General features: G+C 66.5%; 18 protein-coding genes. 7 read left to right on the top strand and 11 right to left on the bottom strand.

Annotated features, from left to right (window positions below):
* Nucleotides 1-10: 10 nt before the first annotated feature.
* Nucleotides 11-3,463 carry a carboxylic acid reductase gene (gene car, locus C6A87_RS15645; RefSeq protein WP_311113121.1) on the bottom strand — a complete coding sequence of 1,151 codons (3,453 nt, stop codon included), beginning with the start codon at nt 3,461-3,463 and terminating at the stop codon, nt 11-13.
* Between the two features lie 210 nt (nt 3,464-3,673).
* Here car and C6A87_RS15640 point away from each other — a divergent pair, with 210 nt between their 5' ends.
* Nucleotides 3,674-4,663 carry a patatin-like phospholipase family protein gene (locus C6A87_RS15640; RefSeq protein WP_311113120.1) on the top strand — a complete coding sequence of 330 codons (990 nt, stop codon included), beginning with the start codon at nt 3,674-3,676 and terminating at the stop codon, nt 4,661-4,663.
* Between the two features lie 47 nt (nt 4,664-4,710).
* Here C6A87_RS15640 and C6A87_RS15635 read toward each other — a convergent pair whose 3' ends face one another.
* Both C6A87_RS15635 and C6A87_RS15630 read right to left on the bottom strand, forming a co-directional pair.
* Nucleotides 4,711-5,454, bottom strand: coding sequence for a nitroreductase family protein (locus C6A87_RS15635; protein WP_311113119.1), 744 nt, complete (start codon nt 5,452-5,454; stop codon nt 4,711-4,713).
* A gap of 343 nt (nt 5,455-5,797) precedes the next feature.
* Nucleotides 5,798-7,222 carry an SDR family NAD(P)-dependent oxidoreductase gene (locus C6A87_RS15630; protein ID WP_311113118.1) on the bottom strand — a complete coding sequence of 475 codons (1,425 nt, stop codon included), beginning with the start codon at nt 7,220-7,222 and terminating at the stop codon, nt 5,798-5,800.
* Nucleotides 7,223-7,647: 425 nt separating this feature from the next.
* Between C6A87_RS15630 and C6A87_RS15625 the strand changes: the two genes are divergently transcribed.
* The gene (locus tag C6A87_RS15625; RefSeq protein ID WP_311113117.1) at nt 7,648-8,634 is read left to right on the top strand and encodes a tetratricopeptide repeat protein; all 987 of its coding nucleotides are present in this window, start codon (nt 7,648-7,650) and stop codon (nt 8,632-8,634) included.
* 54 nt (nt 8,635-8,688) lie between these two features.
* Here the strand turns inward: C6A87_RS15625 and allB are convergent, their stop codons facing one another.
* On the bottom strand, nt 8,689-10,056 hold the full coding sequence (gene allB / locus C6A87_RS15620; RefSeq protein WP_311113116.1) for an allantoinase AllB: 1,368 nt from the start codon (nt 10,054-10,056) through the stop codon (nt 8,689-8,691).
* A gap of 223 nt (nt 10,057-10,279) precedes the next feature.
* Between allB and C6A87_RS15615 the strand changes: the two genes are divergently transcribed.
* Both C6A87_RS15615 and C6A87_RS15610 read left to right on the top strand, forming a co-directional pair.
* The gene (locus C6A87_RS15615; protein ID WP_311113115.1) at nt 10,280-11,785 is read left to right on the top strand and encodes an NCS1 family nucleobase:cation symporter-1; all 1,506 of its coding nucleotides are present in this window, start codon (nt 10,280-10,282) and stop codon (nt 11,783-11,785) included.
* A gap of 9 nt (nt 11,786-11,794) precedes the next feature.
* Complete coding sequence (locus tag C6A87_RS15610) at nt 11,795-12,517, top strand: aspartate/glutamate racemase family protein (RefSeq protein ID WP_311113114.1); 723 nt, start codon at nt 11,795-11,797, stop codon at nt 12,515-12,517.
* A gap of 9 nt (nt 12,518-12,526) precedes the next feature.
* On the opposite strand, the gene C6A87_RS15605 is transcribed toward C6A87_RS15610, so the two are convergent.
* Nucleotides 12,527-13,342, bottom strand: coding sequence for a bifunctional allantoicase/(S)-ureidoglycine aminohydrolase (locus tag C6A87_RS15605; protein ID WP_311117955.1), 816 nt, complete (start codon nt 13,340-13,342; stop codon nt 12,527-12,529).
* Nucleotides 13,343-13,350: 8 nt separating this feature from the next.
* Entirely contained in the window at nt 13,351-14,628 is a 1,278-nt protein-coding gene (locus C6A87_RS15600; RefSeq protein WP_311113113.1) for a DUF6986 family protein, read from the bottom strand.
* Between the two features lie 169 nt (nt 14,629-14,797).
* Here C6A87_RS15600 and C6A87_RS15595 point away from each other — a divergent pair, with 169 nt between their 5' ends.
* Nucleotides 14,798-15,559, top strand: coding sequence for an IclR family transcriptional regulator (locus C6A87_RS15595; RefSeq protein WP_311113112.1), 762 nt, complete (start codon nt 14,798-14,800; stop codon nt 15,557-15,559).
* Nucleotides 15,560-15,789: 230 nt separating this feature from the next.
* Here C6A87_RS15595 and C6A87_RS15590 read toward each other — a convergent pair whose 3' ends face one another.
* Nucleotides 15,790-16,419: a VOC family protein gene (locus C6A87_RS15590; protein ID WP_311113111.1), complete on the bottom strand. Its 630-nt coding sequence runs from the start codon at nt 16,417-16,419 to the stop codon at nt 15,790-15,792.
* Between the two features lie 372 nt (nt 16,420-16,791).
* Here C6A87_RS15590 and C6A87_RS15585 point away from each other — a divergent pair, with 372 nt between their 5' ends.
* Both C6A87_RS15585 and C6A87_RS15580 read left to right on the top strand, forming a co-directional pair.
* A complete protein-coding gene (locus C6A87_RS15585) occupies nt 16,792-18,093 on the top strand; it encodes a TrpB-like pyridoxal phosphate-dependent enzyme (protein ID WP_311113110.1) in 1,302 nt (433 codons plus the stop codon).
* A 62-nt stretch (nt 18,094-18,155) separates the two neighbouring features.
* On the top strand, nt 18,156-18,698 hold the full coding sequence (locus C6A87_RS15580) for a hypothetical protein (RefSeq protein WP_311117954.1): 543 nt from the start codon (nt 18,156-18,158) through the stop codon (nt 18,696-18,698).
* 95 nt (nt 18,699-18,793) lie between these two features.
* Here the strand turns inward: C6A87_RS15580 and lerI are convergent, their stop codons facing one another.
* The 4 genes from lerI to C6A87_RS15560 all read right to left on the bottom strand — a co-directional run bounded on the left by lerI (nt 18,794) and on the right by C6A87_RS15560 (nt 22,564).
* Nucleotides 18,794-19,585 (bottom strand): L-erythrulose 1-phosphate isomerase, encoded by a 792-nt coding sequence (gene lerI, locus C6A87_RS15575; RefSeq protein ID WP_311113109.1) that lies wholly within the window; start codon nt 19,583-19,585, stop codon nt 18,794-18,796.
* A complete protein-coding gene (locus tag C6A87_RS15570; protein ID WP_311113108.1) occupies nt 19,578-20,036 on the bottom strand; it encodes a ribose-5-phosphate isomerase in 459 nt (152 codons plus the stop codon). The genes lerI and C6A87_RS15570 overlap by 8 nt, the downstream gene beginning before the upstream one ends.
* Before the next feature lie 25 nt (nt 20,037-20,061).
* The gene (gene lerK, locus C6A87_RS15565; protein WP_311113107.1) at nt 20,062-21,792 is read right to left on the bottom strand and encodes an L-erythrulose 1-kinase; all 1,731 of its coding nucleotides are present in this window, start codon (nt 21,790-21,792) and stop codon (nt 20,062-20,064) included.
* Nucleotides 21,793-21,892: 100 nt separating this feature from the next.
* Nucleotides 21,893-22,564 (bottom strand): GntR family transcriptional regulator, encoded by a 672-nt coding sequence (locus tag C6A87_RS15560; protein WP_311113106.1) that lies wholly within the window; start codon nt 22,562-22,564, stop codon nt 21,893-21,895.
* Nucleotides 22,565-22,594: the final 30 nt, after the last annotated feature.

The following is a 22,594-nucleotide window of genomic DNA, read 5'->3' as shown; positions in this document are numbered from 1 at the left end:
GCTCGGCCCGTCAGGGGAACGAGATCAGCCCGAGCAACTCCAGGTCGGTGAGGTATTTGACGATCACCGGCGCCGATAGGTGAGGGATGTCCTTGTCCGGTCCGATCTTCGCCTCCAGCACCGCGGCGCGGAAGCGATCCGCCGGTGCCATTGAGCCGTTGATCGGGTGTTCGGGGTGCTGATAGTTGTGGATCAGCGGCAACAGCGAGGCCTGGCGTTGCTTCTCCGGCAGCGCCCGCAGCGCGGTGTCGAACCGGTCCAGCCAGGCCGCGTATCCGGGGACGCGGATGATCGGATAGCCGGCCTCGATGAGCCAGTCGACGAACGTGTCCAGGCTGATGGCGTCGTCGTGCGGGTTCATGACGTGGTAGGTCTCGAAACCCTCAACCACCTGCGCGCCGATGGTGGAGATGGCGTCGGCGATGAATTCCACTGGCAGACCGTCGAAGTGGGCACGCCGGCGACTGCCGCCCTCGTCGAGCTCGTAGAACGAATTGGGGGCGATGCCGGTCACGGCCAGGCTCAGCATCAGGCGGGTGAACATGTCGGGGACGTTGAGCTGCCCGGCGTAGGTGGTGTCGGCCATGATCATGTCGCAGCGGAACACCGACACCGGCAGACCGGCCAGGTCGTGGGCTTCCCGCAGTAAGACTTCACCGGCCCACTTGCTGTTGCCGTAGCCGTTGGCGTAGTTGTCGCCGATCGTGCGGGTGGCGCTGATCTGCCGGATGTCTGCGTCCTCGACGAAGCGGCCAGGCGAGATACCGTCGCCCACGCCGATCGTCGAGACGTAGACGAACGGCTTGATCCGGGTGGTCAGGGCGATTCTGATGAGCTCGGCGGTGCCGACGACATTGGGCCCGAACAGCTGCCGGTACGGCAGCACGTGGTTGACCAGCGCTGCGGGATCCACGATCAGGTCGACGGTGTCGGCAAGTCGCTGCCAGGTCGCGCGGGTCAGGCCGAGGTCGGCCTCGCCCTTGTCGCCGGCCAGCACGACGAGGTGTTCAGCCGCGAGGGCGCGGTAGTGGGCGAGCAGTTTCGGGTCACCGCTGTCGAATGTGGCGTCCAGGCGGGCCCGCGCGGCGTCGTCGTCCTTGGCGCGGACCAGCGCGATCACCGTGCCGCCGACGAGGTTCATCCGCTCCAGCCACTGCAGGGCGAGGTAGCGGCCGAGGAATCCGGTGGCACCGGTCAGCAGCACAGTGCGGACCTCGCCGCTGGGGCCAGGCATTTCGGGGGCGTGCGCCAACGTGGCCTCGTCGAGGAACCTGTCCAGTGTCAGGTCTTTCGCGTGGACCTCGGTGGCGTCGGAGCCGTGGACGGCATCGTAGCTGGGCCGTTTGGCGCCGCCTGCGCGCTGCGCCTCGATGTGGGCGGCGATGGCGGCGAGGTCACTGGCCGGGCTCACGATCACCCCGACCGGCACGTCGACGTCGAAGATCTCGTTCAGCAGGTTACCGAAGGTCAACGCCGACAACGAATCTCCACCGAGGTCGGTGAAAGCGGTGTCCGGGGCCGCGCCGGTGGTGCCCAGCAGCGCCTCGGCGGCGCGGGTGACGATCTGCAGCGCGGGGCCGTCCGCGCCGGTGCGCCGCAGCTCGCGCAGCACGTCGGCCCGGTCCTCGGCGAGGTCGGTGTAGAGCTGTTCGAGCTCGGGCCCGTAGCGTTGTTTGAGTTGCGGGCGGGCGAGTTTGCGGATGCCGGTGAGCAGACCGTTCTCCAGGGTGAAGGGCTGGGTCTCGACGAGGAAGTCGCGCGGGATCTCGAACGACTGCAGGCCGGCGTCACGCGCGACGGCCTGCAGGGCCTCGGCGAGAACCGGTTTGACCGCGGTGACGTCGCCGCCGACGCCGGCCAGCACGTCGTCGGTGGGAACGGTGACGGCCAGCACGTAGGAGCGGGCGCTGTTGCCGTAGACGAAGATCTGCCGGATCGAGGGGTGGCCACCGTAGGTGGCCTCCAACTTGGACACCGTGACGAACTCGCCCTGCGCCAGCTTGAGCACGTTGTTGCGGCGGTCGACGTACTCGAGCCGATCCGGTCCGACCTCGGCCATCACGTCGCCGGTGTGATACCAGCCGTCGGCGTCGAACAGTTCGGCGGTCACGTCGGGTCGCTCGTAGTAACCCGGAATGAGATTCGTTGTCTTGAGGAACAATTCGCCGCGCGGATACGGCCGGTCGGTGCTCAAGTAGCCCAGGTCCGGCACGTCGACCAGTTTGTAGTCGAGCACCGTCGGGCGCTGGATCTCGCCGTCGACCAGGGCGATGCCCGCCTCGGTGGAGCCGTAGCCGTCGATGATGTGTATGCCGGTGTAGTCCTCGGCCCACTGCCGCAGTTCCGGGGAAATCGGCGCCGACCCGGTCATCGCGAACAGTTGTCGTCCGCCGAGGAGGTCCTTTCTCTGTCCGCCGCTGTTCTGCACCTCTTGGAACAGCATCTCCCAGATGCGGGGTACGAAATCCAGTCGGGTCGGTCGCACCAAGGCGAGGTCGTCGAGCAGTGTCGACAGGTCGCTGCGCGCGGTGAAGTAGGCGGTGCCGCCGGCAGCCAGGGTGCCGTAGAGGACGACGCGGCCCATCACGTGGCTCAGCGGCATGAAGTCCAAAGTGATCGCCGGGAACCTGTTGTCGACGTCGCGCTCGGGGGAGAACCAGCCGCGCCAGCAGTTGGCCATCAGCCGGTCGGTGTACATGGCCCCTTTCGGGGCGCCGGTGCTCCCCGAGGTGTAGACGAGCAGACGCAGGTCGTCAGAGGCACCGCCGGCGGGTTCCAACTCGTCGAGATGGTCTGCGCCACGGGCGATGACGTCGTCAAGGGATTCCAGCGGAATGTTGTGCAGGCGGGTGGCGGCGGCGTCGAAGGCGTCGCGGTGTTCGTCGAGCTGCGGGTGATAGTCGAACACGATCACCCGCTCCGGGGCATGGGCTGTGAGTGCGAGTTCCACGGCGTCGGCGAGGTCACCGACGCTGGACAGGATCACCGTCGGTGCGGACTCGACCACGATCGGCTGTAGCTGCGTCAGTGCGGCGCTGGTCTGCAGCGGCACTGCGACGGCTCCGGTCAGGGACACGGCCATATCGACGATGGCGTAGTCGGCGCTGGTGAAGCCCAGCGTCGCGACGCGGTCCCCGGGACGGACGGGATGGTCGATCAGTGCGTGCGCCAGCGCCCGGACCCGCGCCCAGGTCTCGCCGTAGGTGAGCGTGTCGAAGCGGGGCTGCAGTTCGGCGACGGTACGCCCCGTTTCGTCGGTGACGAACTCGACGGCGCGCTGCCCGAGAGCGGGCCGGTCGGCGTATCCGGTCATCACGGTGCGCATGACGTCGACGAGCCTCGCATCAGGTGGGCTGATGGCGTCAGTGACGGCCGGATCCGGTTGGGCGGCAACCAGTTGGGCATCGCTGGAGACCAGCTGCTCGAAGCGGCGAAGGAGCTGGTCGTTGTTTGAAGTGGGCATGAAGTCTCCCCGTCGATCGGTTCGGACGGCGGCGTTAGGCCGTCACCCGGCACAACGAACATAGGGAGGCTATGTAGTCCTGGGTAGAGCTGGGAGTGTGCTGTGGAGTCGCTCGGCGGCCGCTACATGTGCGGTCCGCAGGCGGTGAGAGGTGACATGCTCGCGGCGGAGGCGGCCTAGCCTGGGATCAGGTGCGGAAAGGAGGCGCACATGAACCGCGCGGATCTGGTGTGTGAAGGCGGCGGTGTCCGCGGTATCGGCCTGGTCGGAGCCGTGCATGTGCTCGCCGCCGCAGGCTACGAGTTCCCCAGGGTCGCTGGGTCGAGCGCGGGTTCGGTGGTGGCCTCGATGATCGCGGGACTTCAGGCCGCCGGGGAACCGCTGTCGCGTCTCGACGAGCTCGCGCGGGAGATCGATTACTCCAAGTTCGCCGACCCGACGCTGCTCACGCGGATTCCGGTGGTGGGCCCGGCATTGTCGCTCGCCGCCAACAACGGGCTGTACCGAGGCGATTATCTGGAGAACCTGCTGACCGAGCTGCTCGGCGGGTTGGGCGTTCGCACGTTCGGTGATCTGCGTACCGGCGAAGAGCCGGAGCGCAATGCGTGGTCGCTGGTGGTCACCGCCAGTGATCTGTCACGACGTCGGTTGGTCCGCATTCCGTGGGATCTGCCGAACTACGGTGTGGATCCCGACGAGTTCCCGGTCGCGCGGGCGGTGCGCGCGTCCTCGGCGGTGCCGTTCGCGTTTCAGCCGGTCGAGGTCGGCGGGGCCACGTGGGTCGACGGTGGTCTGCTGTCGAACTTCCCGGTCCAGTTGTTCGACAGCTCCGACGACCAGCCGCGTTGGCCGACCTTCGGGATCCGACTCTCGGCGCCGGCCGGGCGGGCGCCGACGCACGAGATCCATGGTCCGCTGTCGTTGGCGTTCGCGGCCTTGGAGACGTTGATCAGCGACCAGGACGCCGCCTACATCGACGACCCGTGCACGGTTCGGCGGACGATCTTCGTACCCACTGAGAATGTCGGTCCCCTCGATTTCACCATCAGCGCCGAGGAACGGGACGCGCTCTACCAACGCGGGGTGCGCGCCGCCGAGGAGTTCCTGCGGACCTGGGACTACCCGGCGTATCTGCGTGCGTGTCGCGGTGGGCCTGTGCCGCCGAAGGCGCCATCGGCTACCGCCGACGCAGAAGCGTGAGCCCGGCGAGCAGTTGCCGTCGCGCAGTGGCGTCTGGTGCTTGCCTATCAGTGGGTCTGGTGCCAGGTGTTCCAATGGATGAACTCGCGGTGATCGGCACGGGGCCCGGGCCGGAATTGTGTACCGCGGGTGAACGCCACCGGGGTCAACGCTGCCTGTACAACGTGCTCGGCGTCGATACCGAGAAGCTCAGCGGCTTCCAGTTCATAGCTGAGATGAGATGTGGTCCAGGCGGTTCCGAGTCCGCGTTCGCGTGCAGCCAGCATGAAGCTCCACACCGCCGGAAGTACGGATCCCCAGGCACCCGCCTGGCCGCGCACTGTGGTCAGTTCACGGCGGGAATCCACCCGCACACACGGGATCAGGAGCATCGGCGCTTCGTGCAGGTGGGTGGCGAGGTGATCGAGGCTGGCAGCGATCCGGCGCCACGAATGTCCGCTCGTCGGCCGGCGGCTGGCGTCATAGCTGCCCCCGGTGCCCGGCACTCCGGTGAGTAGACCTCGGCGCCAGATGTCGGCTATCGCCGCGCGCTGCTTGGGGTCGTCGATGAGCACGAAATCCCATCGCTGCCGGTTGCGTCCGCTCGGAGCTTGCGTTGCGATCCGCACGCAATCGACAACCAGTTCGCGCGGTACCGGCCGGTGTAGGTCGAGGCGCTTGCGCACGGCACGGGTCGTGGTCAGCACATCGTCGGCGTCGAGACCCAGGTGGTACTTCGCCGACGACGACGCAGAATCGCTCGCGCGGGTGCCGCTCTCGGCGGGATACTCGCCAGTGTCGAAGGTTGGCATGATGATCACCTCCTACGCTGTCGGCGAGGGGGATCCGGGCCTCTGTCGACAGCAGATCGGTTTGCATGAATGTGGCGTGCTCTGCCTCGATCGACATCGCCGGCACAACAGCCAGCAGCGTTGGCCGGATCAGATTGATTCCCGCACCATGGTCCGATGCGGGGGGAGCGCGTGTGGAAACCTGGTACCGGACGAAGCCGACAAGCGGTTCCCACGCGATGACCGGATACCGCGATCCCGCTCCCCGAGGCCGGCCGGTAACCCGCGGGAACCGTTGGCGACGTTGGTGATCAGGTGGTCGCGCCGAGTATCCCGATCACCGCCGCCGGGCGGGCAGAACCCACTACCAGTTGCCCGGCGAATAGTCCTTCAGGAAACAGCCGTACAGGTCCTCGCCCGCCTCCCCGCGCACGATCGGGTCATAGACGCGCGCGGCTCCGTCGACCAGATCCAGTGGGGCGTGGAATCCTTCGTCGGCCAGGCGCAGCTTCGTCGGATGTGGGCGCTCGTCGGTGATCCACCCCGTGTCCACCGCGGTCATCAAAATGCCGTCCTGCTCGAGCATTTCACCGGCGCTGGTGCGCGTCAGCATGTTCAGCGCGGCCTTGGCCATGTTGGTGTGCGGGTGACCGGGCCCCTTGTAGGCCCGGCTGAACTGCCCTTCCATTGCCGAGACGTTGACGACGTACTTGCGTCGCGCCGTCGAGGCGGCCATCGCGGGACGCAGCCGGCTGACCAAGATGAACGGCGCCGTCTGATTGCACAGCTGGACTTCGAGAAGTTCCATCGCGTCGATCTCGTGCACCCGCTGAGTCCAGCTGTTGACCGGTGCGGTGTCGGGCAGCAACCCGCCCGCGTCGATGGCCGTGCCCGCAGCGATCCGTTCCGGCGAGGCGCTGCGCGCCGCGAGCGCGAGCTCGGTGACCGCGTGCGGGGTGTGATGCTCCGACAGGCTCCCGGCGAGGGCTGCCGGGTGGGCGTCGCTGACGCGGTCGAACGAGATGACGTCGACGAGTTCGAGCTCGGTCGGCGCGGCGCGCTCGGCCTCGACCAGCGCCGCGTACGAGCCCGGAGAGCGGCGCACCGTCTGGGCGGCGTTGTTGATGAGGATGTCCAGGGGACCCTGCGCGGCGACGGTGTCGGCCAGTGCGACCACCTGCGCGGGATCGCGCAGGTCGATGCCCACGATGCGCAGCCGGTGCAGCCAGTCGGCGCTGTCGGGCATCGCGGCGAAGCGGCGCACGGCGTCGTGCGGAAAGCGCGTCGTGACGGTCGTGTGCGCGCCGTCACGCAGCAGCCGCAGCGCGATGTACATACCGATCTTGGCGCGGCCACCGGTGAGCAGGGCACGCCGGCCGGTCAGGTCGGTGCGGGCGTCGCGCTTGGCCCTGTTGAGTGCCGCGCAGCTCGGGCAGAGCTGGTGGTAGAACGCGTCGACCACAGTGTGGTGGGCCTTGCAGACGTAGCAGGCCCGGGACCGCTGCAGCGTGCCGGCGGTGGCTCCGTCGGCGTTGGACACCAGGGGCAGCCCCGCCGTCTCGTCGTCGATCCGGCCTGGTGCGCCCGTGGCGGTGGCAGCGATGACGGCGCGGTCGGCGGCCGCGATGGCGTCGCGTTTGGCGTGCCTGCGGGCCTTGCGGACCGACTTGAAGATGCCGGCCGTGGCCCTGCGCACGGCGACGGCGTCGGGGTGTTCGGGCGGCAACGCCTCAATGTCGGCCAGCACCTGCAGGCAGGTTCTCAGCTTGTCGGGGTCGATAGCGCTCACGGGGGAAGGGTACGGACCTCACCGCTGATCGGCGAACTTCATACGACGCGCTCGACGGGAAACCGGCCGATCGGCGTGCTCAGGAACCCCGGGCGTTGTGACCTGAAAACACGTAGTGCGCTACCGAGGTCCTCCTTGCCCGTCTGCGCGACGATCGAGTCGGAGTCCTGAAAGAGGAGGAATGATGAACGGAAAAAGTCGCGCGCAGATCCGCGCACTGTTGACTCGGGTGGGCTTGGTCACGACCACAGCCACCGTGGCCCTGATCGGACCTGCGACAGCGATCGCCAATGCCAGGTTGGCGTCGAACCACAATGAGGTCATGCTCGGGTAGCTCCGCGCAGGGCGGCGCGGTACGTCGCGGGATTCGCCGGCTCGGCACACTGAGGGCATTCGGCCTGGTCGTGTGCCGGGGCCGGTCGACCTTGAACGCTGCGGTGCTTTGGCACAACATCGGAGCGATCCGCGAGGGGTCGAATGACTTCGTCGGAGCCGAGACCGCCTACCAGCGCGCCTACACCATCCTCAACGGCCACGGCGGGGACGAGGCGCTGACGCCTGTGGGAATAGCCGTCCGCTCCAGCGTCGCGCGTATACACCGGGTCTTGGGCAGACTCGAGGATGCCGAGCGGCTCTATCTACACACGATCGAGTTCGCGGAGCGCTATTACGGTGCCGGCGCAGTGGAGGTCGCTCTGCTGCTGAATGATCTTGCGGTGGTGTACAAGTACGCCGCGCGGTTCGACGAGGCCGAAGCGCTGTACCTACAAGCGCTGCCGATCGTCGAAGCGGCCTGCGGCCACGATCACGTCGACGTCGCCGCACTCTGGCATAACCTCGCCGGTATCGAACACGCGAGGAAAAATTTCTCTACCGGGGAGACTTTTGCTCGGCGTGCCGTTCGGATCCGTCGAGCTGCGCTGGGACCGGACCATGTAGCCGTCGCGGAAGACATCGCAGCGTTGGCGGCGCTGGTGCAGGAACAGCAACGATTCGACGAAGCCGAGGAGCTGTACAGACGCGCTCTGAACATCTTCGAAAAGTGCAGCGGACCATGCCGTTACGATCGAGCGGTAATCCTCAACAACCTGGCCGCCGTGCATGCTATACGTGGGAACTACGGTCAGGCTGAGATGTGCTATCAGCGAGCGTACGAGGTCAAAATCGGGTTGTTGGGCCCCAATCACCCGGATGTCGCAGTGACACTGCACAACTGGGCGATGTTGTCACTGCAACAGGGAGACAATGGGCGGGCACGCGACCTGTTCGTCCGCGCCGTATGCGTTTTCGAGATCAGCTTGGGCTCCGAACACCCCAAAACCATTACCACTAAGCAGCATCTGGCTGCCGTGCGTGCTCTGCCGAGCACTGTCTCTGCGCAGCGCTCTGATCTGCAGACCGGTTCGCGGTAACCGCTGCGGTTGTCCGCGGGAACACGTACCACGCCGACATCCACAACTACGGTGCTACACGCCGCCGCGCCGCAGCATCCGGCCCTGCGGGGTCGTGAAGTCGACCTTCTTGCCGCGCAGCCAGGTACCCGTGACGACGCCGGCGAGTGCACGCCCGTCGTACGGACTGATCGGGTTCTTGTGGTGCAGCTTGTGCACGTCGACCACTTGCGCAGACTCGGGCTCGAAGATCGCGAAATCAGCGTCGTAGCCGAGGGCGATCTTGCCCTTGTTGGTCAACCCGGCGAGCTCGGCGGGCTTGGCCGCCATCCACTCGAGCACCCGCGTAAGTGCCACACCACGACGCTTTGCCTCGGTCCAGATCAACGACAAGCCGAGCTGAAGCGAGGCGACGCCACCCCACGCCACGCCGAAGTCGCCGTTCTCGACGTCCTTCAGGTCGATCGTCGACGGTGAATGGTCAGACACGATGCAGTCGATCGTGCCGTCGAGCAGGCCCTGCCACAGCAGTTCCCGGTTCGACGCCTCACGGATCGGGGGACAGCACTTGAACGCGGTCGCGCCGTTGGGGATCTCCTCGGCGAGCAGCGTCAAGTAGTGCGGGCACGTCTCGACGGTGATCCGGACGCCGTCGCGTTTGGCAGTCGCCAGCATCGGCAGGGCGTCCGACGAGGACAGGTGCAGAATGTGCGCACGGGCCCCGGTCCACCGCGCACGCTCGATGACCTCGGCGATGGCCACGTTCTCGGCGCCGCGCGGCCGGGACGCCAGGAAGCGGCTGTACCGGTCACCCTCGGCAGTGGGGGCATGATCGATGGCGCGGGAGTCCTCGGCGTGCACGATCATCATGGAGTCGAACTCGGCCAACACCCGCATGTCCTTCTCCATCTCGTCGGCGTCGAGATGCGGGAACTCGTCGACGCCGGAGTGCAGCAGGAAGCATTTGAAGCCGAACACGCCATCGTCGTGCAGGCCGCGCAGATCGCCGGTATTTCCGGGGATCGCGCCGCCCCAGAAACCGACGTCGATGTGTAGCTTGCCCGATGCGGCCGCGCGCTTGGCGTTGAGTGCGTCGACGTTGACCGTAGGCGGAATCGAGTTGAGCGGCATGTCGATCAGTGTGGTCACGCCGCCGGCTGCCGCTGCGCGGGTGGCGGAGTCGAACCCCTCCCATTCCGTGCGGCCCGGTTCGTTGACGTGCACGTGCGTATCGACCAGGCCCGGGATCATGACCTGCTCGTCGGTGAGTTCGATGATCTCCGTGCCGGGGAGGTTGCTGCCCAGCGGCTCGATCGCGACGACGCGGCCGTCGCGGATACCGATCTCGCGGGCGACGATTCCCGCCGTCGTCAGCGTGCGCTTGCCGCGGACCACCAGGTCGAGATCGGAGTGGTTCGACTGCTCGCGGGTATCGGCGGTCATGCGTAGTCTCCGTTGCTGGCGAGATAATTCCTCATCGTGGAAATCACACTCCACTGTGGGGGTGACTCTAGATGTGGGCATGAGCACAGTCAATCGCGCCAGAGGGTTGACAGGTGGCGTCCCGATGCGCGCTACTTAGCGAACCTGTGGAATATTACTTCCGCAAAGTGGAATTCTAGCGGCGGCGCGGAGCGCCGGCGCTCCGACCGTGACAGGCGTGTCCATGAGCACAGGATCCACCGGGCTGATCGGCGACTCCAGTCGTGATGATGCAACCCCGTTCGCCGGCGTGAGTCCGGATCTGTACAACCCCGATCTCGCGCCCACCAAGCGCGAAGGTCGACGGTGGGGTGGGTACAACATCTTCACGCTGTGGGCGAACGACGTCCACAGCCTCGGCAACTATTCGTTCGCCATCGGACTGTTCGCTCTCGGGCTCGGCGGGTGGCAGATCCTGCTCGCCCTCGGGCTCGGCGGAGTCTTCCTCTTCCTGTTGCTCAACCTGTCCGGGTTCATGGGGGAGAAGACCGGTGTGCCGTTCCCGGTGATGAGCCGCATCGCATTCGGCGTCCGTGGTGCGCAGATCCCGGCGCTCATCCGCGGCGCGGTCGCGATCGCATGGTTCGGCATCCAGACCTACCTCGCGTCGGTGGTGCTGCGCATCATGATCATCGCGCTCGCGCCGTCCGCCGAGACCCTGGACTCGAACAGCTTCCTGGGGTTGTCGACGCTCGGCTGGATCTCGTTCGTCGCGCTCTGGGTGATCCAGGTGGTCATCGTCAGCTACGGCATGGAGATGATCCGCAAGTACGAGGCATTCGCCGGTCCGGTCATCCTGTTCACGATGATCGCTCTCGCGATCTGGATGCTCAACAACGCCGACTGGAGCATCGCCTGGAGTACACCGGACTCGCTCACAGGTCTCGACATGTGGCTGAAGATCATCGGCGGCGCCAGCCTGTGGGTCGCGATCTACGGCACGTTCGTCCTCAACTTCTGCGACTTCACCCGCAACGCAACATCGAAACGGGCCATCGTGGCGGGCAACTTCTGGGGCATCCCGCTCAACATGCTGGTGTTCGGCGGCATCGTCATCACCATGGCCGGCGCTCAGTTCCGCATCGATGGCCGCATCATCGAGGCACCCGCCGACATCGTTCAGGAGGTGCCGAACACCCTGCTGCTGGTGCTCGCCGCCCTCGCGCTGCTGATCCTCACCATCGCCGTGAACCTGATGGCGAACTTCGTCGCCCCGATCTATGCGCTGAACAACCTGTTCCCGAAGCACCTGAACTTCCGTCGTGCAGCATTCATCTCGGCCGTAATCGGCCTGGTGATCCTGCCGTGGAACCTGTACAACACGCCTGCGGTCATCAACTACTTCCTCGGCGGACTCGGAGCCATTCTCGGTCCGCTGTTCGGCATCATCATGGCCGACTACTGGCTGGTGCGTCATTCGAAGATCAACGTGCTCGCCCTGTTCACCACCGATGCCAACGGCGAGTACCACTACACGAAGGGCGTCAACGTGCGGGCCGTGATCGCCCTCGCCGTCACCGCCGTGGTGGCGCTGCTGCTGGCGTTCGTTCCGGCCTTCAAGGTTGTCTCGGAGTTCTCCTGGTTCATCGGCGCAGGGCTCGGTGCGATCGTGTACCTGGCGGTTGCGGACCGGCGCGGCCCGTTCAACGATGTGTCCGGTGAGCCCATCGCAGTTGCCAGCACGCACTAGGGGAGCGCCGTGAGAATCCTCGTCGCCAACGTCAACACGACCGTCTCGATGACCGAGGCGATCGCCGAGTCGGCACGCGGTGTCGCGGCACCGGGTACCGAGATCGTCGGCATCACACCGCGATTCGGCGCGGAGTCGTGCGAAGGAAACTTCGAGAGCTATCTCGCGGCCATCGCTGTGATGGACGCCGTGACGTCGTACCCCGAACCGTTCGACGCCGTGATCCAGGCCGGCTACGGCGAGCACGGACGCGAAGGTCTGCAGGAGTTGCTCGACGTTCCGGTGGTCGACATCACCGAGGCGGCCGCGTCGACGGCGATGTATCTCGGCCACAAGTACTCGGTCGTCACCACGCTCGATCGCACCGTCCCACTGATCGAAGACCGGCTCAAGCTCGCGGGACTCGACGGACGGTGCGCGTCGGTCCGGGCGTCCGGACTCGGGGTGCTCGAACTCGAATCAGACCCCGACCGTGCGGTCGAGGCGATAGTGCGGCAGGCACGCGAGGCCGTCGAGAACGATCACGCCGAAGTGATCTGCCTCGGCTGCGGCGGCATGGCCGAACTCGAAGAGAAGGTGAAGGCCGCGACCGGCGTCCCGATCGTCGACGGAGTCCGGTCGGCGGTCACCATCGCCGAAGGTCTGGTCCGGATGGGTTTGTCCACCTCCAAGGTGCGCACCTACGCGACCCCGCGCAAGAAGAAGGTCATCGGCTGGCCATTTCAGTTGTAGGCCAACGCCTTACAGCATGATCTGGCGGTTGACGTCCTTGTACAGCAGGTAACGGAAGTTCGACGGGCCGCCCGCGTAGCACGCCTGCGGGCAGAACGCGCGCAGCGCCAGGAAGTCGCCCTCCTGAACCTCCACCCAGTCTCCGTTGAGGTGATAGACGGCCTTGCCTTCGAGCATCAGCAGACCGTGCTCCATCACGTGGGTCTCGGCGAACGGAATGGTCGCGCCGGGCTCGAACGTGACGACGTTGACGTGCATGTCGTACGCGAGGTCCTGGGGGTCGAGCATGCGCGTCGTGCGCCATTTGCCGTCGGTTCCCGGCATGGCCGACGGTTCGATCTCCTGCTCGTTGCCGAACTTGACCGATGCGGTGTGCCCCTCGATGGCCTCATAGCGCTTGCGGATCCAGACGAACGTCGCATCGGCGTCGCCGTTGTTGCGGGCCGACCAGTCGGTGCCCGCCGGAAGGTAGGCGAAGCCGCCCTCGGTGAGGGTCTGCGACTGGCCGGCGGCGTCCACGGTGAGTGCACCGGACGTGACGAACAGGAAGCTCTGCACCTCGGGTTGGGGCTCGGGTCGTTGCGCCCCGCCGCCCGGCTTGACCTCCACAATCGCCTGGAAATACGTCGTCGCACCACCGGCGACCGGCCGGTTGAGAATCCATGCGCGCGTATCGGTCCACTCCGGGAACACCGAGGTGACGATGTCGGACAGCACGCCGCGGGGGATCACCGTGTAGGCCTCGGTGACGATGGCGCGGTCGGTCAGCAGATCGGTCTGCGGGGGCAGGCCCCCGCGGGGCGTGTAGTACGACGCTGCGGGCACTGGGAGGGTCACTGGTTGCTCCTTGGTGGGCGGCCGAGCGCGATGTCGCGCACGGTGGGCAGGGGGAGATCGATGGCGGTCTCGATCTCGTCGACGGTGAGGGCGCCGCACACGCTGCCGCGATGGATCACGTTGGCGAGTGCGCGGGCGGTGGCCGGCTCGTCCATCACGGTCGAGTCGAGTTGGTGAACGTAGTTGCGCAGGCGCGTCGCGGCGGGTGCGAAGGCGCCACGGTAGAACGCGTAGGTCGCCAGGTATCGGGTGACGAGCTGGGCGGGGTGCATGTCCCAGCCCTGGTAGATGCCGCGCTCCAGGTGGCGGCGGACCAGTCGGGCGTGCAACTTCCACGCCGCGGCGACGTTGTCGGGGTCACCGGCCGGGACGATGTTGGTCGAGCCGTCGGACATGTGCACCCCGGTGCCTGCGACCGCGAGTTGCATGACGTTCTTGGCGTGATCGGCTGCCGGATGCTCCATCGACTGGTAGGCGGCCGCGATACCGAGGGACGCCGAGTAGTCATAGGTCCCGTAGTGCAGCGAGCTGACGCGGCCCTGGCCGGCGTGGATGAACTGGGCAACGGGTGCGCGGCCATCGGCGCCGAGAATTGCCTGCGGTGTTTCGACCTGCACCTCGAAGCGGATGCGGCCGGCCGGCAGGCCGTTCGCGCCTTCGAGGGCGCTGGCGACCGCGACCATCGCCTCGACCTGGTCGACGGACGTCACCTTGGGGAGGGTGAGCGTGAGGCCGTCGGGGAGGCCGCCGGAGTCGACGAGTCCGCTGACGAACATGTCGAGCGTGCGCAGTCCGCGGGCACGGGTGCCTGCTTCGAAGCACTTGAAGCGGGTACCGACGAAGGGCGTCGAGGTGCCCGCGTCGAGCGCACTGCGTAGTGCGGCGATCGCCCGTGCGACATCGGCGTCCTCGGTCGCGTCGTCGAAGGTGCCGTAGCCGTCCTCGAAGTCGATGCGGAGGTCTTCGATCGGCTCGGTGGTCAGCTTGTTCTCGACGAGGGAGGCGAGAGTTTCGGGTGCGCAATCCGTGCCGCTGCTCGCGCCGACCAGTGCGGCCACGGCGTCGAGTCCGCCGGCATCCTTCGCGGCGGTCAGAGCGATGGATCCCCAGTCGGCGGGCATCGTCGCCGAGTACCGGTTGCCGGGGATGTAGACGGTGTGGACCGGCTGCCGACGGCCGTCGTCGCCGGGGTATCGGGCCAGCAGCTGTGCATCGGCGGTCGAGAGGCGGCGGTCCACGTCGGCCAGCACCGCATCATCGAGGCGTCGTGTCACGGTTGGCCCGCTGTCTGAACGTATGGCGGGAATTCCACATTGTGGAGTTTAGAGCGCGAGCTGTGAAATGTACACGCAGCGTTTTGTCGGACCGCGCGGCAATTCCGTATTGTGGAATAGATTTTGGACCTGTTGAATGGAATGCACATCGGCGGCCAGGAGTGGACAGTTGGCGGAGAAATCAGGCGGCGTGCAGTCGGTCGAGCGCGCATTCGAATTGATGGAGTTGATCGGACGCGCGGGAGGGGAGTGCTCGCTGACAGAGTTGTCTGCGGAGTCTCCGTTGCCGCCGCCGACGATCCACCGTCTACTGCGCACACTCGTCGGCCTTGGCTACGTGCGCCAACTGCCTAATCGCCGCTATGCGTTGGGCCCGCGGCTGATTCGGCTCGGCGAAGTCGCCAACCGCCAGCTCGGCGCCGTCGCCGGCCCAGTGCTGGAGTCGTTGGTCGACGAACTGTCGGAGACGGCGAGTCTCGCGGTGCTCGACGGCGACATGGTGATCTACACCGGGCAGGTTCGTTCTACGCAGACGATGCGGACGAACAATGAGGTCGGCAAGCGCGTCGGTCTGCACACGTCCGGCGTGGGCAAGGCTGTCCTGGCTGAATTAGAGGATGCCCGTATTTTGAAACTGGTTACGCAGTCGGGACTTCCAGCACCGACCAAGAACAGTGCGTCGACTCTTTCTGCGGTGTTTGCGAACGTCGAGCGTGTGCGCGCCGACGGCTATGCGATCGACGATGAGGAGCTCGAGATCGGCGTTCGCTCCGTCGCGATGGCGGTGCCGGGTGCTCCGACTCCGATGGCGATCGGGATCTCCGGCCCGTCGGGACGTATGGGCAAAGATGTGATCGCCCGCGCTGTTCCCGCGCTGAAGAGGGCGACCAGTGTGATCTCCGAAGCCCTGATCGGGGCGAAGGAGGCCTAGCGGCTCGCAGCTTCCGGACGGCAGCGCCATTTGGTGCCTGTGTCTGGTTTGCGCCGAAGGTCGATTTCACTCAATGTCGTTGTGAAGTGGGGCGATAGGAAATATCAAGTCCGTTTCGCGACGAGCCCGATCGAAGGTGTTGTTCGTCGAACGGTGCGTGGTGGGGGTGCTGGCCGCGCTCATCGCCTCTTTCGAGCAGCGCGGCCGGCTGACTCGACCGATTGGGCATTTCAGTCACCGGTGTATTGGCGTGCCTCGTCGGTTCGGCTGTCGGTATGCGGAGGGAGCTCGTGCAGCGAACCTTCATTGATGGGCGGCGGGGCTGGATACCACTGGTTGGGTTCGGGGTAGGTGAAGTCGTCGGGGAAGTGGTAGGTCTCGAAGCATGCGGTGGTCGCAGCCTCGGTGTCGAAGAAGGAAAATGAGTTCTGATCGAGCCAACGACCACTTTGCGTCGCTGAAAAGCCGCGGTCGGCGAACATTTTCAACCGTGTCTCCCAGGGTGCGTTGTTGCAATCAAAGGCAATGTGATGGATTCCCTCGCCATGCTGGTCGAGGAATTCCCTTATGACGGTGCGCCCCGACAACGGCTGCATGATCTCAAAAGTCAGATCGTCGTTGGTGGCGAAGCACACCGTGAGAGCAAACGGGCTCGGCTCGCCGCGGTAGGTCTGCTCCGCGACGGTCTCGGAGGTGAAGGTATAGACCCGGAAGGGGCCGACGCCCAGTCGCACGAGACCTTCCATGGTGCGCTGAGCGTCCTCGGTGGCGAAACACACTTCGACGATCTTGCCCAGAAAGCTGTTGTCCATAGCGAACTCGCTGAGCACGGTTGGCAGGGCCGCCCTTTCCTGACTCATCTGGCTACTCCCTTTGTCGTTCGGTGAATCGTCGACGTACAGGTCAATTGATCGCGGTGGACCGTCAGTGCCGTTGGTGGGGCCTCAAGGGTCTCATGCCGCGTACTAATCGGGAGCCATGTCGGCGCCTCCTGCCCGAGTCCGATGAGCAGCCGGTGCACTATTGGATCGCACGCTGCGATCAGCCAACAGGGAGTCGGCTATCAACTGGCGCAATCGATTTAGCGGTCGGAAAGTTCCGACGCGGTCGAACATCAGCCCACCGCAGGGCCCGAAATCACGTAATGCGCAATTAACAGCACTGAGCTACTGGCGACTTCGGCCTGACCAGTACATTTCAGCCCCGCAAACGCGACCGTTAGGGTGTCCGGCATGACCGTACAGCTCGGCGCCACCCATCCGGACCTCGTCACCGTGCAGGTGCCGACGCACTGGTACAACCTGGCGGCCGAGCTCTCCGAGCCCATCCCGCCGCATCTGCATCCCGGCACCAAGGAGCCGGTCGGCCCGGATGACCTCGCGCCGCTGTTCGCCAGCGGGTTGATCGCGCAGGAGGTGGCCACCGAGACCTACATCGAGATCCCGCGGGAGGTGCGGGAGATCTACACGATGTGGCGTCCGTCTCCGCTGATCCGCGCTCGCCGCTTCGAGAAGGCGCTGAACACCGGGGCCCATATCTACGTCAAGTACGAGGGTGTGAGCCCCGTCGGCAGTCACAAGACCAACTCCGCGGTGGCCCAGGCCTACTACAACTCCGTCGACGGTGTGCGGAAGCTGACCACCGAGACCGGCGCCGGCCAGTGGGGTAGCGCGTTGTCGTTCGCCGGGGCCCAATTCGGTCTGGAGATCGAGGTGTGGCAGGTCCGCGCCTCGTATGAGTCCAAGCCGTATCGCGGGCATCTGATGCGGACCTACGGGGGCACGGTGCACTCGAGCCCGTCGACGCTCACCGAGTCGGGCCGTGCGATCCTGGCCAGGGATCCGGACACCACCGGCAGCCTTGGCATGGCGGTCAGCGAGGCGGTCGAGGTCGCCGCGGCCGACCCGGAGGCGCGCTACGCGCTGGGCAGCGTGCTGAACCACGTGGTGCTGCATCAGACCGTCATCGGCCAGGAGGCCGTCGCGCAGCTGGCGCTGGTGGAAGCCGACGGTGCCGATGTCGTGTTCGGTTGCGCCGGAGGCGGTTCCAACCTCGCAGGGCTGTCGTTCCCGTTCCTGCGGGAGAAGATCCACGGCCGGTCGAACCCGCGGATTGTGGCCGCCGAACCGGCCGCGTGCCCGTCGATCACCGAGGGGGAGTACCGCTACGACCACGGCGACGTGGCCGGGCTGACCCCGTTGCTCAAGATGCACACGCTCGGTATGGATTTCGTGCCGGACCCGATTCACGCCGGCGGCCTGCGCTACCACGGCATGGCGCCGGCGCTCAGCCACACCGTCGAACTCGGACTGGTGGAGGGCGTGGCGATCTCGCAGCACGACGCATTCGCCGCCGGAGTGCAGTTCGCGCGCACGCAGGGCATCGTGCCGGCGCTGGAGGCGACGCACGCCATCGCGGCGGCCGCCAAGCATGTCGCGGACGATCCGCGGGAGCAGGTGGTGGTCATCGGGCTGTCCGGACATGGCCAGCTGGATCTGCCTGCCTACGCGGAGTACCTCGACGGGAAGTTCTGACCAGGCGGTTTGTGCCCGCGACTATCCTCGACACCAGGCAGTTTCTCGAAGAGGTGAGTGTGGTGTTCCGTCTGCGGCAGCGTGACCGGTCGCTCGAAGCGGCCCTCAAGCAGATCGAACACCGGGTGCTCGAGGACGTTCACCTGCCCCTGTGGGCACGTCGCGTGGCGTGGGTAGCTGTCCTGGTGTTGGTCGCGTGTGGGATCACGACATGGGTGGTAGGCCACGACGTCGGGACGGTCCCGCTGGCCGCGTCAGTGCTGGCCGCCGGCGCCGCGGTCTGCTCGGTCGTCACGCTGAGGCGTCGCCGATTCCGGTGGTGCGCTGCGGCGGCCTACCTGTCGGGGTTGTCGACGGTCGCCGGGGTCGGCGCGTTCTGGTGGTGCCAGACCAGCTCGGCGGGTCCGATCCTGGCGATTTCGTCTGGTGTGTCCGCGGTGGCCGCGGCGACGCTCACGGCGGTGTGGGTCGCGGTCGCGATCACCCCGGTCGAGGATTCACACCCGGACATGCGGCAGCCCTCGAAGCGTAAGTGGGGTGTCCGCGAGAGCGGCGACACGATCATCTGGCCGCCGCCGAGCGCGGGTCCGCACTTTCGGAAGTAGCTCGAACCGGCAGCGCCGATGCCCCGCCGACGGTCGCGCCGTCGATCTGACCGGCGAGCCGCAGATGGTCTGGGAACGGCCGCTCGACCTGACGCTCAGCCTGATGCTTTGGAGTGCGCTGCGGCCATCTCGAGGAGTCGCACGTAACCGGGCAACTGCCAGGCGGCCCGACCGATGAACAGCCCGGTGACGTGGTCGATGCCGAGCAGGTCCTCGGCGTTGTCAGTGTTCACCGAGCCGCCGTAGAGCAACCCTCGTGTGCGGCAGCCGTATTCACGCCCGAGCTCGGCAAACGGCTCTTGCAGTTCGTCGACCGTGGCGGGACGGCCGTTCTCGCCGATCGCCCAGATGGGCTCGTACGCGATGAGAACGCAACGCAGCTGGTCCTCGTCGAGACCGTCGAGCGCACCGGCGGCCTGGTCCAGGATGAATCGCGATGATTCGCCTGCCCGTTTGGTCTCGGCGCTCTCACCGATACAGAGCAGCGGCACCAAGCCGTGGGCCAGCGTAGCGGCCACCTTGAGCCGGGTGGTCTCGACAGTTTCGCCGAAGTGTTCGCGACGCTCGGAGTGGCCGATCTCGACGAGCTGGGCCCCGGCGTCCTTCGCCTGTACGACGGACACCTCGCCGGTCCAAGCGCCGTGATCCGCCCAGTGCGCGTTCTGCACGCCGAGCAGAACGGGCGAATCGGCACCCAGTTCGTCGCGGGTGGCGGCGAGTGCGGTGAACGACGGAATGATGAAGGGCTGCACTCCCGGCAAGGCGGTCGCTTTGACGTAGTCGGACAGGCCCCGAGCGTAGCGACGGGCCTCGTCGAGGCCCTTGTTCATCTTCCAACTGGTGCCGATCCACAAGGGCCCTACGCCAACTGCTCCCGTGTCAGTCACCCTCGTACGCGCAGATGTCGTTGACCTTGGCTGCGGAGGAAGACTCCGGATCGAACTGCAGGCCGAGCCATTCCTTCACCAGGACACGAGCGAGCTCCAGTCCCACGACCCGCTCGCCCATGCACAGCACCTGTGCGTTGTTCGACAACACCGAGCGTTGCACGGAGTAGAGATCGTGCGCGGTGACGGCGCGGATGCCTTTGACCTTGTTCGCGGCAATCGCCACGCCCAGCCCCGTACCGCAGATCAGCAGTGCGCGATCCGCCTCACCCCTTGCGATCTTCTCGGCGGCCGCGACGGCGACATTCGGATAGGACGTGGTGTCTTCGACGTCTGCGACACCGACGTCGTCGACGATCTCCACCCGCTCGTCGGACTCGAGGTCCTTGCGCAGCGCCTGCTTGTAGTTGAATCCGGCGTTGTCGCCGCCGATCACGATTCTCAATGCCATTTCTGCTCCTCCGTTGGGGTTTCGTTCATCCGGTCAGGTGCTCGCCGAGCGCCTTCATCAGCAGCGAGAACGACCGTGCGCCGGGATCCGGGGTGCCGAGGCTCTTGTCTCCGAGTACCCGTGCGCGGCCCAGCTTCGCCGGAATATGGGCCGTTTTTTCGGCCGCTTCGCGGGCCACGGCGGCTGCGGTGGCGATTGCCCGGCCTGCCCTGCCCTCGGACGCCTCGGAACCGAAGGCCTCAGACAGTGCGTCGCGGAACGGCACCGCGGCGTCGACCATCGTCTTGTCACCGGGCTTGGCGCCACCGAGACGGACGACGGCGTCGATCCCGGCGCTGACCGCATCGACGACGTGCTGGTCGCTGCCGCCCTCGGTGTCGGAGTAGACGCCTCCGGCGCTGGTCAGCGCGGCGCCCCACAGTGCGCCCGAAGTGCCTCCCGCCGAGTCGGCCCACGCCTGACCGGCCAGCAACAGCGTCGTCCGAGCACCGGCATCCTGTTTCGCGGCGGCGCGGGCTGCCCGCGCCGCGCCACGGGAGCCGAACGTCATGCCCTGGCCGTGATCGCCGTCGCCGGCGACTGCGTCGAGACGGCCGAGGTCGGCCTCGTTTTCGGTGCACACCTGCTCGAAAAGCTCGAGTACGGCGGTGATCTTCTGGGCGCAGGCTCGGGAGTCCTCGCTCGATTGCGGGATCTCCGCTTCGGCCGCGTCCCAGATGCTGGTGCGCGGAGCGCGCGCGGTGTTCGGCAGCGCCCCGCGGCGATACGCGGGGGTTTCCACCGGTGCCAGCCAGAGCTTTTCAAGTTCCTCGTCGAGGAACACCAGCGTCAGCGACAGCCCGGCCATGTCGAGGCTGGTGACGAACTCGCCCACCTCAGGGCGCACGGCGGTGAGGCCCTTCTCCTCAAGACGTTGCGCCACACGTCCATAGACGACGAAGAGCTCCTCGTATTTGACCGTTCCGAGCCCGTTCAGGATCACCGCCACCCGGCCGTTGTAACCGTTCTCGCCCCTCGGCGGTTCTTCGGCCAGGACTTCGTCGACGAGCAGATCGGCGACTTCGGAGGCGCTGCCGAGACGGTCGTCGCGGACACCTGGCTCGCCGTGAATGCCGAGTCCCACACCCATGCGGCCTTTCTCGACGTGAAACAGCGGCTCATCGGCGCCGGGCAGGGTGCATCCGTCGAACGCCAATCCGAACGAGCGCGTGGCATCGTTCGCCTTCCAGGCCAGACGCTCGGCCTCGTCGAGATCCGCACCGGCTTCGATGGCGGCTCCCGCGATCTTGAACACCGGGAGATCGCCGGCCACGCCCCGACGGTCGCGATGGTTCTCCGGGCCGTTGGAGGCGATGTCGTCGCTGACGGTGACGATGCGGACGTCGATCCCCTCGTGACGCAACTTCTCCGCGGCCAGCCCGAAGTGCAGGACATCTCCGGCGTAATTGCCGAATCCCAGGATCACGCCGCCGCCGTTCTCGGCGTTGCGTACCACCGAGTAGACCTCGGAGGCCGACGGCGAGGAGAAGATGTTGCCGCACGGCGCACCATGGCCCATTCCTGGTCCGACCCACCCGGCGAAGGCTGGGTAGTGCCCCGAACCGCCGCCGATCACGAGTGCGGGCTGGCCCTGCGGAGTCTGTGTCGATCGAGCCACGCCGCCGGGCACCTTGACCACGAGTTCGGGGTTAGCGGCAACGAGGCCGCGAACCGCCTCGTCGGCGAAATCGTCCGGGGAATTGAGGAGGTACGTCATTGGTCCGTCCTTCGGCATGCAACGGGTCAGCACGCAGGAGCCGGTCCCGCGACCGGGTAGGTCGCACAATCCTATAGGAAATCCGGCGCCGCATCCGCGATTATCGCGTGCGGTCGGCCTCTGCCTGCTCGGCCAATGCCCGCTGTTTCACCCTTTCGATGTGGCCATGCATGATCCGATACACCTCGGGGCCGAAACCGCGCCGCAGGGCAGCCACGACTTCGCGGTGCTCGGCGATGGCGTGCGCGGAATCGGTAACACCCCTACCAATGAACAGGCGGAAACGCTGCCCGTGGCCACCGAGCGCGTCATAGGCCCGCAGCAACGCGGCGTTGTCCGCGTGTTCGGCGATCAGGCGATGGAACCGTTCATCCGCGCGGTGGTATTCCGTGATCGCCGCCGCGTCGGCGGTGTGAGGGGCGCGTTCCTGCTCGGCGATCACGTCCTCCAAGGCGTCGAGCAAACCGGCGTCGACCCGTTCACAGGCCAATTCGGCGAGCCTGGGCTCGATGAGGAGCCTGGCGTCCATGATGTCGGCGATCTCCTTGGCATCCGGCATCTCGGGCACTCGGTAGCCGCGCATGGCCACTCGGACGACGTTGCCGGTGGACTCCAGGCGCGCCAGCGCCTCGCGCACCGGTGTGGGCGAGACCCCCAGGTGACGGGCGGTTCCGTCGATGCTTATCGGGTCCCCGGAGCGGAGTGTGCCGTCGAGCAGGAGCTCCATCAGACGCTCGTAAACCTGGTCGACGAGCGTGTTGCGTGTCGGCATCCCGAACTCGTGCGCTCCCACTCCAGGCCT

The organism is Mycobacterium sp. ITM-2016-00317, assembly GCF_002968295.1.
Classification (GTDB): Bacteria; Actinomycetota; Actinomycetes; order Mycobacteriales; family Mycobacteriaceae; genus Mycobacterium.
This window is presented reverse-complemented; position numbering and strand designations above follow the sequence as displayed.